Origin of the sequence: Pseudoalteromonas sp. MMG007 (genome assembly GCF_018100985.1) — a bacterium.
In the GTDB taxonomy this organism is placed as follows: Bacteria; Pseudomonadota; Gammaproteobacteria; order Enterobacterales; family Alteromonadaceae; genus Pseudoalteromonas.
The window spans coordinates 207,458-222,776 of record NZ_JAGJEI010000002.1 but is presented as its reverse complement, the minus strand read 5'-3'; the positions used below and the strand labels follow the sequence as shown (position 1 = coordinate 222,776).

Sequence of the window (15,319 nt, the reverse complement as noted above, 5' to 3'; positions counted from 1 at the left end):
AAAGTTACGGCTTTATGGGTATTATATTAGTAGTTACTCAACCCCAATAAATCCGCCTGTTTGATGTGCCCAAAGGCCGGCATATATTCCACCTTTTGCAATTAATTCATCGTGAGAGCCTTGCTCAATTACGCCGCCATTATCGAGTACAATTAATCTATCCATTTGTGCAATGGTTGAAAGTCTATGTGCAATAGCAATAACCGTTTTGCCCGTCATCAAATCATCAAGACTTGCTTGAATTGCTGCTTCTACTTCTGAATCGAGTGCGCTGGTGGCCTCATCGAGTATTAATATTGGTGCGTTTTTAAGTAATACGCGTGCTATGGCAATACGTTGGCGCTGACCGCCAGAGAGGGTTACACCGCGTTCGCCTACCTGAGCGTCAAACCCTTTATTACCTTTGCTATCTACTAAATCGTTTATAAATTCAAGTGCTTTAGCTTGCTTGGCTGCATTTAACATTTCCTCGTGGGTTGCGTCGGGGCGACCATACAATATGTTGTCTTTTACTGAGCGATGCAGCAAGGACGTGTCTTGCGTTACCATAGCTATATAGCGGCGTAGGCTTTCTTGGCTTACATCCGTTATTTTTTGGCCATCAATTTTAATACTGCCTGAGTCGGTATCGTAAAAGCGCAGTAGTAAGTTAACAAGCGTAGATTTACCAGCACCAGATCGCCCAACTAAACCTATTTTTTCACCCGGTTTTATGTTGAGATTTAATCCGTTCATTACCGGGCCGCGGTTTGTCTCGTTAGCGGCTTTTCCGTAGTTAAAGTGTACATTGTCAAACTCAATGCCACCTTGAGTTACTTCAAGCGTAGTGGCGTTTGGTTTGTCGTCTACATTAATTGGGTTTGAGAGGGTTTTCATACCGTCGGTTGCGGTACCTATGTTTTCGAACAGGCTGCTTATTTCCCACATTATCCACTGCGCCATGCCGTTTAATCTAAGTGACAAACTAACCGCCACGGCAATAGCGCCGGCACTAATTGCACTAAGTGACCATAAATAAAGTGATAAAGCGGCAACACTAAATACTAATAAATAATTTAGGGTATTTATTGCAAAGTTAAGGCTGGTTACCAAGCGCATTTGTTTATATACCGGCTGTAAAAATACATCCATGCTTTGTTTGGCATATTGCTCTTCGCGTTGGGTGTACGAAAAAAGCTTAATGGTTGATATATTTGTGTAGCTATCGACAATTCGCCCCGTCATCTCTGAGCGAGCGTCGGCTTGAGAGCTAGCAATTTTTTTAAGTTTTGGTACAAAATAAATTTGTATAGAAGCATATAGTACAAGCCATGCAAGTAACGGTAGCATTAAGCGCCAATCAGCTTCAGCAACTAAAAACACCATAGCGCCAAAATAAACCACTATGTACATAAGTACATCAAGCAGTTTCATGACGGCTTCGCGAATAGCTAAAGAGGTTTGCATTACTTTTGTTGCAATGCGACCTGCAAATTCATTTTGATAAAAGCTAACACTTTGACGCAGTAAATAACGATGCGCCGACCAGCGAATCGACATTGGGTAATTACCCAATAATGCTTGATGCAAAATAGCAGAGTGAAAAAACACAACAATTGGCAGTACAACTAAAAGCATAACAGCCATTTTTATCAGCTCAGATTTTTGCTCTACAAATAGTGTTTGCGGGGTATATGTGCCTAACCAATCAACTAGCTGGCCCATGTAACTAAATAGTGATACCTCTAATATAGCTAAAAGAGCTGCACTGATAGACATAAGCACTAACGATAGCTCCATGCCTTTGGTGTAATGGCGGCAAAACGCAAATAAAGTAGAGGGCGGCTGAGTTGGTTTTTCCTCAGGAAATGCGTTGGTCATTTTTTCAAATAATCGATACATTTTAAAAACTTAAATAGCAAATAATGGCGGGTATCATACCATTTTAGTTTTACCGCGTGTTTATGTTTGTAGGTAAAATTATCTATTAAAGCGGGCTTGAAAGGTTGATACCGCGGCTCATGTATAAATCATCGTATTTGAGGCCGCCGTTACCGTATGGTTTTTTTAACGGGCCAGTATTACAGTTAGCCAAAAAATAAATTAGAGGTAGCTCACGTTTCATTCTAAATTTAGCATTTTTATAGACTAACGTTTGCGTTTTAAACTCTCCGCCTTGTACATACACATTGTATTGTTGTCCCTGCATTTTTACTGATGCGTTATTTACAACATACCAAACGTTGTACCACGTATTTGTATTTAAAGGCTGTGCTGATTGCGCTGTTTTATAATTTTGAATGTTGCTGTAGCCAGTATCAGTTTTAACCATCAGCGCGCCATCGTTTATATGGCCGTTCGACTCGGCTTTATCGGTCACTCTAAGCGTGGGTTCAAATGCGTCATAGCCATATTTGTTTATTTCGTTTGGCTGTAAATTACTAAGCCCAAAAGCATGATTATTAGGAAAGGCGGCAACATTAACACGTGTATAAAAAGTATAGGTCTCGCCAACGGGCACTGGTTTAGGCAGTTTTTTATAAGTAAGTGCTTTACGGTTCCCAATTACGCCTTCAGCTGCTGGTTTTTTTAATAAATAGTGATTAGCGTGATCGCTGCTTTGTTCCAGCTCAATTATTGTTATTTGCGGGTTGGGCTGATGTGGCTTGGTTTGATTGTCGGTATCTGCTTTTTGCCAGTCACTAAGATTACTCTCAAAGTTATCTATGAGTAACCACTGCGATGAAGATGCATTATGATGATTTTGATTACATGCAACTAACGAAACGAGAACAGGTAGTAATAGGGTGTGTTTAATACACATAGGCGCTCTTTATAAGATTTTGATTAGCGTAAATTGGTTAACCAATTTATCGATTTTTTATTTTTAAGTTTAGCTAGTTATATAACCAATTTGTATTTTGTTAGTCAACAAGTATTTAATGAGTACCTATAATGAAACTTAACACTTACGTTTTATTTTTAAGTCGGTATTATTATTTTAAAATAGACTAATCAAAATAATTAAGGGATTTTATGTACACTGGTACTTGTTTATGCGGCGAGATAACGGTTGAAATATCAGGAAGTATTAGCAGTATTATCCATTGTCATTGTTCGCTTTGTCGAAAAAACAGCGGTACTGCATTTGCTACTAATGGCTTTGTAAATACGTCTGAATTTAGTGTTACTAAGGGCGCAAATAAACTTAGTGAATTTAATTTTAAACCAGGGCGAGCACGATTTTTTTGTAAGTGCTGTGGTTCACCAATTTACAGTGCTAACAGTGATGATAAAAGCCGGGTAAGAATTCGTTTAGGCTTAATTGATTCAGAAATTACCGAGCAAGTGGTGTCTCATAACTTTGTTACATCTAAAGCGAACTGGGAACAACTAGAAACAAGCCTGCCATGTTATGAGCAACACGAGCCAGGAAGATAGAAGTTACTCTATATGATAAATACTGTTTATTTCGTTGTACAGTAGGGGGGCCATCTGCTTAAAAACGGATGAATTTTGTATTTCTTCAACGTTAATGTGAATAAGTGTTTGCTGGCTCAAAATAACGACTATGTTTTTGTATTCGTTAAACTCAATAATCGCAATGCACTTAAAGTGCTGCCTCAGTAACACTAATAATACTTGTAGCTCTTGCCCAGTTTGTGGATTTAAGTTTACCAAAATTTGACTGTGCTTTTCACTACAACGAGTAATGTTTTGCCAAAAGTCACTGCATGTTAAAAAAGGTTGATGATGCTCGCCACTAAATATATCAATCGCAATTACATCAAAAGTATTTGTACATTGTTTTATATAGTGTTCAGCTGATTGAATATATACGTTATGGTGACTTGGTAAATTAAAGTGCTGCTTAGCTATGGTGTTGATTGTTGGGTTAATTTCTACAGTATAGAAGGTATTGATTGAATTTATGTAAGCAGTGCGGTCGTTAAGATAATACATGGTACGCTCAAAGCCTGCGGTACCTAAACCTAAATTTAAAATATTCAAAGTAGTTGTTTTAAGGCTCAATAAGAATAAAAACATGCATTGGTTGATAGGTATTAACACTTGCTCGTTGTGTTTGAGGTTCATTATTCCTTGAATAACCACATCGTCGTTGGTGTTTTGAGCAAGGGTAAGCCATTTATACAGAGTGTTTTGATAAACACATACCGGGCCAAATTGGGTAGGTTTAAACTCAATTTGGTTTGTTTTTACCGTATCTTCTTTAAGCTGGCGCATATATTAACTATTTTTAAAAACACAGCACTAGTGTGCCATGAAAGACACCTATCAACATAGACTAATTATGTAACAAGGTTTGTAATTTAGCCTGTTAATTGCACTTGGGCGCGCTCGTTTTAGTGTCTACCTCAAATGTATTGCCATCAACCCTAAGTTAAGTAATGGTAACCTTATAATAACGAGGAGCGATTAAATGCTTAAAACACCTTTTAAAATCTCAACAAGATTACTTAAACTTAGCGTACTTGCTGGTGCATGTAGCGTTACTATGTCAGCACATGGGCAAACACAATTACAATATACCGACCAACAAAAGTTACATGACATAGCAGCTCAAGTATCAGCTGAACATATTGGCAGCGATATTCAAACGCTGGTGGATTTTGGAACTCGCCATACACTTTCTGATACTAAGTCGAATACTCGTGGTATTGGCGCTGCTAGGCGCTGGATCAAAAATGAGTTTGAAAAAATATCAGCGCAATGTGGTGGTTGTCTTGAAATAATTGAAGTAAAAGACACTATATCGGGTGAAAAACGTATACCTAACCCTGTTGAAGTAGTAAATATTGTTGCTATACAACGCGGTGCTACTGAGCCTAATAGAATGGTGATAATGTCGGGTGATATTGACTCACGTGTGAGCGATGTTATGGATTTTACGAGTGATTCTCCCGGTGCTAATGATAATGCATCGGGCGTTGCTGGGGTTATTGAAGCGGCACGCGTACTGAGTAAATATAAGTTTAATGGCTCAGTTGTATATGCCGCTTTGTCAGGTGAAGAACAAGGTTTGTTTGGCGGTAAAATACTCACAGCCTATGCGCAAAAGCATGATTGGCAAGTACATGGCGTGTTAAATAACGACATGATAGGCAATATTACAGGTATTAACGGCGTTACCGATAATACAACCGCACGTATATTTTCTGAAGGCACTCGTGTTGTTGAAACTAAAGAACAAGCAAGAACACGCCGCTTTACCGGTGGTGAAGTCGACTCGGCTAGTCGTAATTTAGCGCGTTATATTGATACAGTTGCCGATAGGTACATTGAGAATTTAGATACAATGTTAGTTTACAGGTTGGATCGCTTTGGTCGAGGCGGGCATCATCGCCCGTTTAACGATGCTGGTTTTGCAGCGGTGCGCATTATGGAAACTAATGAACATTACGATCGCCAGCACCAAGATTTACGAACAGAAGAGGGCATTGAGTATGGCGATACTATCGAAGGTGTTGATTTTGACTACACAGCAAAGCTCACTTCACTTAATGCAGTAACTATGGCCTCTATGGCGTGGGCACCAGCACCTCCTAAACAAGTTAAAATATCTGGAGCGGTTACGGCCGATACGTCTTTTACATGGGCAAGCAGTGATGATAATAATATTGCCGGCTATAAAATTTATTGGCGTTACACAAGCGAGCCACAGTGGCAGTTTAGTAAATATGTAGGGAATGTAACAAACTATACGCTTAAAAATGTGGTGATTGATAACTATTACTTTGGTGTGGCTTCTGTAAGCAAGGACGGGGTTGAATCGCCAGTTGTATTTCCTGGCGATGTAGGCTCTTTTGATCATAATATTAAATAACGCTTAAAAACCCAGCAAACACATCTTATTAGGTGCAAAGCAGGTGTTTTATGCTTGCACCTTATTTGTTATGCCCTTAGAGTGTTAAAAAAGAAGTAATAAGGTTAATAAAAAAATGCAGCAACAAGAAAAAAAACCGTTAACAGAAAAAGAGCAAGTTATAACACCAGAGCAGCGCATTGCATGGCAACGTGAGTGTTTTCAAAATGCACAAAAATATTTAGCAGAAAAAGGCATTATGCCAAAATCTGTAGTAGATAAAGATAGTCGCTTTTTGGCTCCTCTTTGCGCTATGTGGAAGTTTAAAGCGCAAAATGGCAAAACGTACTGGGTTGTTACTGGGCGTTTACCAACAGATCATGCAGAGGTAAGTGCAGCAAAAGATGCACGTGATGCTATGCGTTACTTTTCATTACAGTGGCAGTTAAAGGCTGATCAAATAATGAGTGTTGGTGCTAAAGACCAAACACAAGTTAACTTTGCAAACTTACTTATAAATCGTGCACATGGTTTGTACGAAATGCATGAAAACGAACAGTTATGGGCTAACGAGCCTAAGTAATCAGCATTTAAGTTAAGTAAAAATTAAAAGGGCAAATTATGAATTGCCCTTTTTTAATGCACAAGTGTAAATGGCTTAGTAACAAAGTCGTCTACTTCGCACTGCATTCTTTGCCTGGGTATGCCGGCTTCCATAAACACACATCCTTGTTTTATAAAACCATTTTGATTGAAAAGTTGAACTTCGTTTAAAATACAATTAATACAAATAGTATTAATACCCTGGCGGGAAGCCAGCGCAACAATAAAGTTTAAAAGTGATTGATATACAAGGCGGTTACGATGCTCTGGAAGCACCGCAATACGACCAATTAAGCCGTCACTGCATAATCTGCCCGTTGCTACGGCTTGCGCAGACTCGTCGGTAACGAGTACGTGTTGGCATATTTCATCTAGGCTATCGAATTCTACTTTTTTGGGTATATGTAACTCGTATACAAATACGCGTTCTCGTATTTGTTGTAACAAACTTTTTTGCCTGTTCCAATCTACTTCGGTAACTCGATAGCCCATAGTTCACCTCTAGTTGTACCATATTCCTTCATTAACTAGTGTAGTAAAGGTTTTAATAAATTCTAGACTTGGTTGATGAGCCATTAAATCTTCGCTATTAAAATAGCTGCTATCAGTAAGTAATTTAATAGCATTTATATCGCTCGTTGGCAGTTCATAATTTTCACCATTAACACTTAGTAATACTGTACTCTCAAGTATTTGATAAATGGCTCTAACACCGCCCAAACGCTCAAACACATTGCTTTCATTGTTTAGCAATTGGGTTGTTTCGTCACTTGAAAGCTCATCTTCTAATGGCGCTAAATCCATTTCGTGTTTAGCTTGGCTTAGCGTATTTCCAAGCCATTGTTTAAAGAGTTCGTCGTTTTCTAAAAGGGCGCCCATCAAAGTTTTAACTTTATCAACTTCAAGATTAGTTAGCTCACCTTTTGATTCTCTAAGAGTAAGGTTATGGTCGGTATAACGCTTTTGACCGCTTTCGGTATCAATAATATGATCGGCAAAACTTGATAGTAAATCTTGTTGGTTAGGTGCTCTAAATCCGACTGAATAGTTAAGTGCGTTTTCAACGGCATAACCTTCATGTGGGCAACCAGGCGGAATATATAAAATATCGCCTGGCTCTAATATACAGTCTATTACGGCTTCAAAAGGCTCAACTTGAAGTAGTTTTTTGTTTTGAGCAAATTGCTTAAGTGTTGGGTCAGGTAGACCAACACGCCAATGACGCTTACCTTCACCTTGAATAATAAACACATCGTACTGATCTAAATGAGGGCCAACACCGCCTTTAGGCGTTGAATAGCTAACCATTAAATCATCAATTCGCCAATTAGGAATAAATCTAAATGGCTCTAGTAATTGCGCTGCCTCGCAATGCCAATGATCAACTGCTTGAACAAGTAATGTTGAATGTTCTTCTGTTAATAATTCAAAGTTTTCAAATGGACCTTGGTGTGCTTGCCAGTCGTTATTGTGGTTAGTGACAATGCGCGACTCTATGCTTTGTTCCATAGCTAGGCCTGCTAATTCTTCAGCTTCAATTGGATCGTTAAAATTACTAAAGCCTTGCTTTATTAGCAGTGGTTTTTTTTGCCAAAAATGGGTTAAAAAATCTTGCTCAGAGAGGTTGTTTATTTTTAGTTGGTACATAGAGTTGGCCTATAAATTTAAGACAAAAAAAGCGAAAGGGATTATCCTTTCGCTTTTTATATGCGCAATTTAGTATTTAAACTAAATCGTCAATAAACTCAACAGCGCGGCCAATGTAGTTGGCAGGTGTTAGTTTTTTCATTTCTACTTTAGCGTGCTCTGGAAGGTCTAAACCATCGATAAAGTCAGCCATAATTTCTTGATTTACGCGCTTACCACGGGTTAAATCTTTAAGTTTTTCGTATGGCTTTTCGATACCGTATTTACGCATTACCGTTTGAATTGGCTCTGCTAATAATTCCCAGTTTTGGTCAAGCTCTTCAAGCAAACGTTGCTCGTTAACTTCAAGCTTACTAACACCTTTAAGTGTTGATTGATAAGCAATAAGCGCATAACCCATACCCACACCAAGGTTACGTAAAACAGTAGAATCGGTAAGGTCGCGCTGCCAGCGCGATACTGGTAATTTTTGTCCAAGATGAGCAAAAATAGCATTAGCTAAGCCTAAGTTACCTTCTGAGTTTTCAAAATCAATAGGATTAACTTTATGCGGCATAGTTGATGAACCTATTTCACCCGCTATTGTTTTTTGCTTAAAGTGATTAAGTGCAATGTAACCCCACATATCACGATCAAAATCGAGCAATATAGTGTTAAATCGAGCGATAGCATCGAATAACTCAGCTATGTAGTCATGCGGTTCAATTTGAGTAGTAAATGGGTTCAGTGTTAAACCTAAGCTTGATACAAACTTATCTGCATGTGTATGCCAGTCGTAATCTGGGTAAGCGCTTAGGTGAGCATTGTAGTTACCAACCGCACCGTTTACTTTACCTAGCATTTCAACTTGAGCAATTTGGTCGCGTTGACGCTTTAAACGCATGTATACGTTTGCAAACTCTTTACCCATAGTTGATGGTGTAGCAGGTTGTCCGTGCGTACGTGTCATCATTGGGATTGCTTTATACTCAACTGCTTTTTCTTTAATAGCGCTAAGTAAATCATCACAGTAAGGTAGTAAAACCTTATTACGAGCTTCAGTTAGCATTAAACCATGAGATAGGTTATTGATGTCTTCAGAGGTACATGCAAAGTGGATAAATTCGTTAATTGCATGAAGCTCTGCGTTGTCGGCTACTTTTTCTTTTAGTAGGTATTCAACCGCTTTAACATCGTGATTAGTTGTACGTTCAATATCTTTAACACGTTGTGCATCTGCTTCGCTAAAGTTATCTACAATGGCGTTTAAAAGTGCATTTGCTTGTTCGCTAAATGCAGGTACTTCTTTAATTTCGCTTGCTGCAGCTAACGCTTGCAACCAACGCACTTCAACAATTACGCGGTATTTGATTAAGCCAAATTCGCTGAAAATACTACGTAGTTCAGTGGTTTTGCTGCCGTAGCGACCATCCACTGGAGAGATAGCCGTTAACGCTGAAAGCTCCATAATAACTCCTAAATTTTAGTTTGAACGATAATTAAATTTTTGCTTTAGCTATGGCGATAATTTTTCTTTTTGCAAAGAAAAAGTGACGGCGCTTACCGCCCATTTGTCGCCATAATACTGCACTTCTAATACCGGCAAGTAATAATGCACGGATTTTATTTTGAGTGAGCTGCTGTTTTAATAACTCGGGTTTACCATAAACCTGAATTCGGTGCCCAAGGGGGCTCAGCACCGACGAGTATATATCTGCTAAACCGGCAACAACGCTCTCGTCGGTAATAGCAAAATGATCTAAACGACGATGAATATCATCAATTCGTTTGCCTAATTCGTTTAAGCTCTTGTCGTTTGCACTCAGTGCACGCTCAAGCTGCATTAAACCACCTACGTACTTTACTATTTCAACATCCTTTTGAGCACCAGCTGTTAGCTGAGCTAATAATGTTTTATAGCCATCACGTAAGTTATGCGTACCTTGGTACACATCATCCGGTGATGCAGGTGATGTTTGCACAATACTTGAAAGTAATATTTCCAGGTCGTGTTCGTTATTAGAACCGTATTGCGCAATTTTTTGAACTTGTTTAGCTACTTGGCACATGGCGGCAAGGGCCATGACTTGGTGTTCATTCATTACTTGATCACCGAATCAATAATACCACCGCCTAAACATACATCGTCTGCATAAAATACTGCAGATTGACCTGGTGTAACTGCTTTTTGTGGCTCGTCAAATAATACACGAGCCATGCCGTCTTCGCCTACAAGCAGGGTACAACTTAAGTCTTCTTGGCGGTAACGTGTTTTAACTGTACAACGCGTTGTCCCTTTTGGGCCAATGCGGTCAACCCAATGTAACTGGTTTGCATTAAGACCGTTGCTATAAAGGCGAGGGTGATCTTTACCTTGACCAACAACGAGTACGTTACGTTCTAAGTCTTTATCAACTACGTACCATGGCTCTCCAGAGCCTTCTTTCATACCACCAATTAACAAGCCTTTACGTTGACCGAGTGTGTGGTACATTAATCCCTCATGCTCACCTACATTATTACCGTCAGTATCTTCGATAACACCTGGTTGTGCAGGTAAAAATTTCTGTAAAAAATCTTTAAACTTACGCTCACCGATAAAACAAATGCCTGTACTGTCTTTTTTATCGTGAGTAATTAAATCTTGCTCTTCGGCAATGCGACGCACTTCTGGCTTTTCTATATCACCTACTGGGAATAAAGTTTGCGCGATATGCTCGTGGCTTAGTGTGTATAAAAAGTAACTTTGGTCTTTATTATTATCTAAACCACGGCACATTACGTATTTGTCGTCTCGTAATTCACGGCGAACGTAATGACCCGTTGCTATAAAGTCTGCACCAAGAGCTTGTGCCGCAAACTCTAAAAAGGCTTTAAATTTAATTTCTTTATTACACATTATATCTGGGTTAGGTGTACGGCCTGCTTTGTACTCTTCTAAAAAGTATTCAAATACGTTATCCCAGTATTCTGCTGCAAAGTTAACAGTGTGTAGTTCAATGCCTAACTTGTCGCATACTGCTTGCGCGTCTTTTAAATCATCGGCTGCTGCACAGTATTCGTCATTGTCGTCTTCTTCCCAGTTCTTCATAAACAGGCCTTCTACTTGATAGCCCTGTTGTTGTAATAAATATGCAGATACAGAAGAATCAACACCGCCGGACATACCAACGATGACTTTAATGTGACTATTTTCGCTCATGAATAATTTCGCTTATACAGATTGCTGTTAACTTGGGAAGGCCGCGATTATAGCATGTATTTTGTTTGTGCTTAAAGGGAGAGGGTGTGTAAAGAGCTTATTTTATGCTGATTTTATTTTTATAATAAATAGCAAACAGTGCTCAATAAAAATAAACAAGCTTTTGGCATTAAATATACGAAATAATTATCATTTTAAATAAAAGCAAATACTTTAGTTTTTTGTACTTATTTACTGGTATTTTGTTTGAAAACTATTAAAGTAAATATACACTTAAGTAAAAGTTTTATAAGAATATTTGGCAATAATACCGTCATCAAAATATAGTCAACGGAATGAATATATGAATTATGCTTATCAGGTAAGTAAAATAGAATCGTTTATAGTACATTACACTCAAAAACCTGACTTTCAAATTAGCGATGTTTTAGAAAATCCAAAACATAAATTTAAACAGTCAGCGTATCATCTATTCTACGAGTTAATAAAATTTAAAAAAGCGTATATATATCAGCAGCCTAACCCGATGGGTGAACTTTTTAGCTTAATAAGGAAATCATTTTATCGCTCTGATGAAATTCAAAATGTTGCTTTACAAATGGTCGAAGGTTGGTGGGTTGAGTGGTACTTCGCTTCGATTATGGAGCAAAAAATAAGCAGTGATAAAAGTGACATGCCGCTGAGTTATTTATCAAAGAATATTTTAAATCCAATGCGTAAACATGAGTTGAGTCATTACGCAAAGCTGTTTACAAATCTACCTATGCCTATATGTAATGTATGTGCCAACACTGGGGATATACTTAAAGTAAACCAACGATTTGTAGATGTATTTGGTTATTCCGTTAATGAAGTTCCAAATCTAAAAGCGTGGTGGAAAAAGGCCTACCCTGATCCTGAATACCGTGATTTTGTAAAAAAACTTTGGCAAGAATCTTTAGATGTCGCTAATGAAAACAACAATGACATTCCTGCCAATACTTATAAAGTAAGTTGTCGGGATGGTTCTCAAATCTTAATGGAGGTCTCTGGAATTAATATTGGTGAAGAATTTATAGCCGTATTTAATGATGCTACTGAGCGTATGAAGGCAGAAGATATACTTAGGGATATGGCATTTCTTGATGCATTGACACGGATTGCTAATAGGCGACGATTCGACGAAAAGCTGATTCAAGAATTTGAGCGCGCTAGAGATATTAATGGCATACTTTCTATTATTTTAATAGATATAGATCTTTTTAAGCAATTTAATGATCGATATGGGCACATGGCGGGTGATGCCTGTTTATATGATGTTGCTCAAGAAATTGCATCTACAGTTAGCCGCCCTGAAGATTTTGTTGCACGCTATGGCGGCGAGGAATTTGTCGTTTTATTACCACAAACAGACAAGCAAGGTGCTTTGTTTATTGCTGAACAAATTGAAAAAGCAATTGAGAATTTAGCGATAGTACATGAAGATAGTTATAGCGGTTTATTATCACTAAGTATGGGAATAAATACAATTGAGAATAATGATACAGAAGGGCATTCTAGCTTTGTTAAGGGGGCGGATAACGCTCTTTATTATGCTAAACGTCAAGGTCGTAATTGTATTGCACTTGCAAAAAAATGAAACTAGCTAATCGTCATAAATTGTATCTAAGCTTAAAGGCGCTTTGTTTAAACTATCTTGTATACATTTCAAAACAAGGTGGCTTCTAAGGGGAAGATCTTTAATTTGCTCATAGCTGTGCCAATTAGCCGATATTATATCGCTGTCTTTTGGCTCAAGCACTGCGGTTTCACTTGTTGTTTCAAATAAAAAACAAAACCTTAAATAATGCACGCCGTTAGCTGCGTGCAAATTATAAACACCTAAAAAGCCGCTAGGCTTTAAACTTAAACCCGTTTCTTCTAAAAGCTCTCTAGAGGCAGCTTGAGCCAGCGTTTCGTTTTCTTCGAGATGACCTGCAGGTTGATTATAACAAATTTGCTTAGTAAATTTATCTCGCTCTTTAACGAGTAAAAACTGCTGCTTATTTTTTACTATTGCAGCAACAGTTACATGTGGTTTATGCATCGAGAGTACCTTTAATGACGTTGTAATCGCCTGAATTAATATCATCTAAGGTGTAATTACCAATACTGTAGCGAATTAGGCGCAATGTAGGGTGGCCAATATGAGCAGTCATTCTGCGCACTTGCCTGTTTTTTCCCTCATTAATTGTAATACTAAGCCATGTAGTTGGGATTGACTTACGTTCACGAACGGGTGGGTTACGTGGCCATATATCAGGTTCGTCAATAATTTTAACATTAGCCGGAAGTGTTAGGCCGTCTTTTAGCTCAACCCCTTTGCATAATGCGTTGATTGATTCGCTAGTGGGCTCACCTTCTACTTGCACCCAATATGTTTTATTTGTTTTTTTATTGGGGGAGGTTAAGGTATTTTGTAATTTTCCGCAGTTTGTTAAAAGTAATAAGCCTTCACTGTCACGGTCTAATCTTCCTGCAGCGTATACTTCTTTTATAGGGATAAACTGTGCGAGTGTTTGCCTGTTTTCATCGTCGGTAAATTGGCAAAGTACATCAAACGGTTTATTAAAAAGGACAATTTTTCTATCTTTAGAGGCAATTTGCGGCTTTATTTCTCGTTTCCCTGCAGGCTTTTTAAGCGCACTTCGCGAGTAAGTGCGCCCGGTATTACGTTTAGCTGTTGAATCAGGTGTGTTTTTATGGCTCGATTTTTTTTTCATTAAATACACCTAGCTGGCTTTGGTAGTCCGGCAATTTTAGTTGCTTGTTTAGCAGGGCCTTTAGGAAATAATTTGTATAAGTAAATACTATTACCTTTATCTTCTCCAAGCGCTTTAGCCATGGCTTTTACAAGCATACGAATCGCAGGACTTGTATTGTATTCAAGGTAAAAATTGCGAACGAAGTTTATAACTTCCCAGTGTTGCTCACTCAGGGTTATATTTTCTTGCGCGGCAATCACAGGGGCTAACTCTTTAGTCCAAAGGGTGTGGTCAAGTAAATAACCTTGTTTGTCGGTATCAATGTGTAGATTGTTAAATTCAAGCATGGGTTACCAAGTAATAGATTGATTGGTTGATAAGGTAAGCGCTACAAATTCTTCATAGCTTATTGCTGTATCGTTATCAGATAAAGTTATTGCGCGCACTGTTATATCTTGCGCTAGTAATAAAAGCGAATCTGAAAATTGTCTAAATTGCTTTTTAGAAAAACAAGCATCGCCTAGCAAAAGTACTTTATCTGTGGGCCTAATTAAGTTCCCAAGTTGATTTGCACAGTAGTTATTTAACGTTTTAGAAAAAATATGTAGGGTACTCATATATTCACCACATGTTTTTGGTTTCTAATTAAAGCTTGTTGTTCACTAAAATTAAGTGTTTTAGCTGGAACGAGTAAATCATGTTTACTTAAACCGTAATCAAAAAGTGACTTTTCACACACATAGATATTTTCAACATCATAGATTTCTAAGGTTTTAATATTTTTAAAGAAATCTTTTATACCGATAGCGCTTGGTTGTTGGTGTTTTTTTAAAGCAAGCACAGCTGGGCCGCTGAACAACCAGCTAACATTTTGATCGACAGCGGCAAATATTAGTGTCATGTCGAGCGCATCACGTATATTTAAATCATCAAATGGGCTGCTTTGGCTTATCACTAAAACGTTAATCATTTAAATTGTACCCACTTATCAGCATCGCTTGCGAGCATTGCAAATTCGGCTAATCCCGCAACTGCAAATACACTGGTGTTTTTTATATCTAATCCGCGCTTTTCTGCGGCGGTAACACATAGCATTAAGTTTATATTTTGATCTGCTAATTGCTGCCAAAGCTGGGTTATTTGGAGCTCATCTGAGGGTAAATCAAGATTGTTAGAAGCGTGATAAATGCCTTGCTGATATAAAAATATCGCATCTATAGTATGGCCTTGTGCTAAGCAAGCTTGAGCAAAGCTAACCAATCGTTGCGTGGTGTCGTGATCAGATGGTGGTGTATGTAATGAGAGAACAAAACGCGGCAAAACAATTCCAATAAAAAAGCCCCAATTAAGGGGCTATTTTAA

Annotated in this window: 18 protein-coding genes; 4 read left to right on the top strand and 14 right to left on the bottom strand. The window is 38.2% G+C overall.

The genetic code is table 11. The features are described 5' to 3' along the window. Window positions 1–33: 33 nt before the first annotated feature. Together J8L71_RS04840 and J8L71_RS04835 are read right to left on the bottom strand one after the other, a co-directional pair. Complete coding sequence (locus J8L71_RS04840; protein ID WP_210999520.1) at window positions 34–1,881, bottom strand: ABC transporter ATP-binding protein; 1,848 nt, start codon at window positions 1,879–1,881, stop codon at window positions 34–36. An 85-nt stretch (window positions 1,882–1,966) separates the two neighbouring features. After that, window positions 1,967–2,803 (bottom strand): hypothetical protein, encoded by an 837-nt coding sequence (locus tag J8L71_RS04835; protein ID WP_210999519.1) that lies wholly within the window; start codon window positions 2,801–2,803, stop codon window positions 1,967–1,969. 212 nt (window positions 2,804–3,015) lie between these two features. On the opposite strand from J8L71_RS04835, the gene J8L71_RS04830 reads away from it, so the two are divergent. Then, window positions 3,016–3,420 carry a GFA family protein gene (locus J8L71_RS04830; protein ID WP_210999518.1) on the top strand — a complete coding sequence of 135 codons (405 nt, stop codon included), beginning with the start codon at window positions 3,016–3,018 and terminating at the stop codon, window positions 3,418–3,420. 3 nt (window positions 3,421–3,423) lie between these two features. On the opposite strand, the gene J8L71_RS04825 is transcribed toward J8L71_RS04830, so the two are convergent. Beyond that, entirely contained in the window at window positions 3,424–4,224 is an 801-nt protein-coding gene (locus J8L71_RS04825) for a hypothetical protein (RefSeq protein WP_210999517.1), read from the bottom strand. Window positions 4,225–4,420: 196 nt separating this feature from the next. Here J8L71_RS04825 and J8L71_RS04820 point away from each other — a divergent pair, with 196 nt between their 5' ends. Further along, window positions 4,421–5,824 (top strand): M28 family metallopeptidase, encoded by a 1,404-nt coding sequence (locus J8L71_RS04820; RefSeq protein WP_210999516.1) that lies wholly within the window; start codon window positions 4,421–4,423, stop codon window positions 5,822–5,824. Between the two features lie 115 nt (window positions 5,825–5,939). Further along, a complete protein-coding gene (locus J8L71_RS04815; protein ID WP_138682425.1) occupies window positions 5,940–6,386 on the top strand; it encodes a DUF4826 family protein in 447 nt (148 codons plus the stop codon). A gap of 53 nt (window positions 6,387–6,439) precedes the next feature. Here the strand turns inward: J8L71_RS04815 and J8L71_RS04810 are convergent, their stop codons facing one another. From J8L71_RS04810 to mnmA, 5 genes are all read right to left on the bottom strand, one after another. Further along, the gene (locus J8L71_RS04810) at window positions 6,440–6,898 is read right to left on the bottom strand and encodes a GNAT family N-acetyltransferase (protein ID WP_210999515.1); all 459 of its coding nucleotides are present in this window, start codon (window positions 6,896–6,898) and stop codon (window positions 6,440–6,442) included. 9 nt (window positions 6,899–6,907) lie between these two features. Then, entirely contained in the window at window positions 6,908–8,053 is a 1,146-nt protein-coding gene (locus J8L71_RS04805) for a cupin domain-containing protein (RefSeq protein ID WP_210999514.1), read from the bottom strand. Between the two features lie 76 nt (window positions 8,054–8,129). Continuing rightward, window positions 8,130–9,500, bottom strand: coding sequence for an adenylosuccinate lyase (gene purB, locus J8L71_RS04800; RefSeq protein WP_210999513.1), 1,371 nt, complete (start codon window positions 9,498–9,500; stop codon window positions 8,130–8,132). A gap of 31 nt (window positions 9,501–9,531) precedes the next feature. Further along, complete coding sequence (gene hflD / locus J8L71_RS04795) at window positions 9,532–10,134, bottom strand: high frequency lysogenization protein HflD (RefSeq protein WP_210999512.1); 603 nt, start codon at window positions 10,132–10,134, stop codon at window positions 9,532–9,534. Next, window positions 10,134–11,234, bottom strand: a complete 1,101-nt coding sequence (gene mnmA, locus J8L71_RS04790; RefSeq protein ID WP_210999511.1) for a tRNA 2-thiouridine(34) synthase MnmA — start codon at window positions 11,232–11,234, stop codon at window positions 10,134–10,136. Before mnmA ends, hflD begins: the two co-directional genes overlap by 1 nt. A gap of 343 nt (window positions 11,235–11,577) precedes the next feature. Between mnmA and J8L71_RS04785 the strand changes: the two genes are divergently transcribed. Continuing rightward, on the top strand, window positions 11,578–12,852 hold the full coding sequence (locus J8L71_RS04785) for a sensor domain-containing diguanylate cyclase (protein ID WP_210999510.1): 1,275 nt from the start codon (window positions 11,578–11,580) through the stop codon (window positions 12,850–12,852). A 6-nt stretch (window positions 12,853–12,858) separates the two neighbouring features. Here the strand turns inward: J8L71_RS04785 and J8L71_RS04780 are convergent, their stop codons facing one another. Genes J8L71_RS04780 through tusD form a run of 6 tightly spaced genes read right to left on the bottom strand, consistent with a single transcriptional unit; the run spans window position 12,859 to window position 15,277 of the window. Then, window positions 12,859–13,299 (bottom strand): NUDIX domain-containing protein, encoded by a 441-nt coding sequence (locus J8L71_RS04780; RefSeq protein ID WP_210999509.1) that lies wholly within the window; start codon window positions 13,297–13,299, stop codon window positions 12,859–12,861. Beyond that, complete coding sequence (locus tag J8L71_RS04775; RefSeq protein WP_210999508.1) at window positions 13,292–13,975, bottom strand: pseudouridine synthase; 684 nt, start codon at window positions 13,973–13,975, stop codon at window positions 13,292–13,294. Before J8L71_RS04775 ends, J8L71_RS04780 begins: the two co-directional genes overlap by 8 nt. Then, window positions 13,975–14,304, bottom strand: coding sequence for a TusE/DsrC/DsvC family sulfur relay protein (locus tag J8L71_RS04770; protein ID WP_058550168.1), 330 nt, complete (start codon window positions 14,302–14,304; stop codon window positions 13,975–13,977). The genes J8L71_RS04775 and J8L71_RS04770 overlap by 1 nt, the downstream gene beginning before the upstream one ends. A gap of 3 nt (window positions 14,305–14,307) precedes the next feature. Beyond that, window positions 14,308–14,574, bottom strand: coding sequence for a DsrH/TusB family sulfur metabolism protein (locus J8L71_RS04765; RefSeq protein WP_210999507.1), 267 nt, complete (start codon window positions 14,572–14,574; stop codon window positions 14,308–14,310). Beyond that, window positions 14,571–14,927, bottom strand: a complete 357-nt coding sequence (gene tusC, locus J8L71_RS04760; RefSeq protein ID WP_210999506.1) for a sulfurtransferase complex subunit TusC — start codon at window positions 14,925–14,927, stop codon at window positions 14,571–14,573. The genes J8L71_RS04765 and tusC overlap by 4 nt, the downstream gene beginning before the upstream one ends. Beyond that, window positions 14,924–15,277, bottom strand: a complete 354-nt coding sequence (tusD, locus tag J8L71_RS04755) for a sulfurtransferase complex subunit TusD (protein WP_210999505.1) — start codon at window positions 15,275–15,277, stop codon at window positions 14,924–14,926. The genes tusC and tusD overlap by 4 nt, the downstream gene beginning before the upstream one ends. Window positions 15,278–15,319 lie beyond the last annotated feature (42 nt).

Excerpts from the sequence above, each read along its gene's own strand:
- J8L71_RS04840 (WP_210999520.1), bottom strand. The coding sequence starts at position 1,881 with ATGTATCGATTATTTGAAAAAATGACCAACGCATTTCCTGAGGAAAAA.
- J8L71_RS04835 (WP_210999519.1), bottom strand. The coding sequence starts at position 2,803 with ATGTGTATTAAACACACCCTATTACTACCTGTTCTCGTTTCGTTAGTT.
- J8L71_RS04830 (WP_210999518.1), top strand. The coding sequence starts at position 3,016 with ATGTACACTGGTACTTGTTTATGCGGCGAGATAACGGTTGAAATATCA.
- J8L71_RS04825 (WP_210999517.1), bottom strand. The coding sequence starts at position 4,224 with ATGCGCCAGCTTAAAGAAGATACGGTAAAAACAAACCAAATTGAGTTT.
- J8L71_RS04820 (WP_210999516.1), top strand. The coding sequence starts at position 4,421 with ATGCTTAAAACACCTTTTAAAATCTCAACAAGATTACTTAAACTTAGC.
- J8L71_RS04815 (WP_138682425.1), top strand. The coding sequence starts at position 5,940 with ATGCAGCAACAAGAAAAAAAACCGTTAACAGAAAAAGAGCAAGTTATA.
- J8L71_RS04810 (WP_210999515.1), bottom strand. The coding sequence starts at position 6,898 with ATGGGCTATCGAGTTACCGAAGTAGATTGGAACAGGCAAAAAAGTTTG.
- J8L71_RS04805 (WP_210999514.1), bottom strand. The coding sequence starts at position 8,053 with ATGTACCAACTAAAAATAAACAACCTCTCTGAGCAAGATTTTTTAACC.
- purB (WP_210999513.1), bottom strand. The coding sequence starts at position 9,500 with ATGGAGCTTTCAGCGTTAACGGCTATCTCTCCAGTGGATGGTCGCTAC.
- hflD (WP_210999512.1), bottom strand. The coding sequence starts at position 10,134 with ATGAATGAACACCAAGTCATGGCCCTTGCCGCCATGTGCCAAGTAGCT.
- mnmA (WP_210999511.1), bottom strand. The coding sequence starts at position 11,234 with ATGAGCGAAAATAGTCACATTAAAGTCATCGTTGGTATGTCCGGCGGT.
- J8L71_RS04785 (WP_210999510.1), top strand. The coding sequence starts at position 11,578 with ATGAATTATGCTTATCAGGTAAGTAAAATAGAATCGTTTATAGTACAT.
- J8L71_RS04780 (WP_210999509.1), bottom strand. The coding sequence starts at position 13,299 with ATGCATAAACCACATGTAACTGTTGCTGCAATAGTAAAAAATAAGCAG.
- J8L71_RS04775 (WP_210999508.1), bottom strand. The coding sequence starts at position 13,975 with ATGAAAAAAAAATCGAGCCATAAAAACACACCTGATTCAACAGCTAAA.
- J8L71_RS04770 (WP_058550168.1), bottom strand. The coding sequence starts at position 14,304 with ATGCTTGAATTTAACAATCTACACATTGATACCGACAAACAAGGTTAT.
- J8L71_RS04765 (WP_210999507.1), bottom strand. The coding sequence starts at position 14,574 with ATGAGTACCCTACATATTTTTTCTAAAACGTTAAATAACTACTGTGCA.
- tusC (WP_210999506.1), bottom strand. The coding sequence starts at position 14,927 with ATGATTAACGTTTTAGTGATAAGCCAAAGCAGCCCATTTGATGATTTA.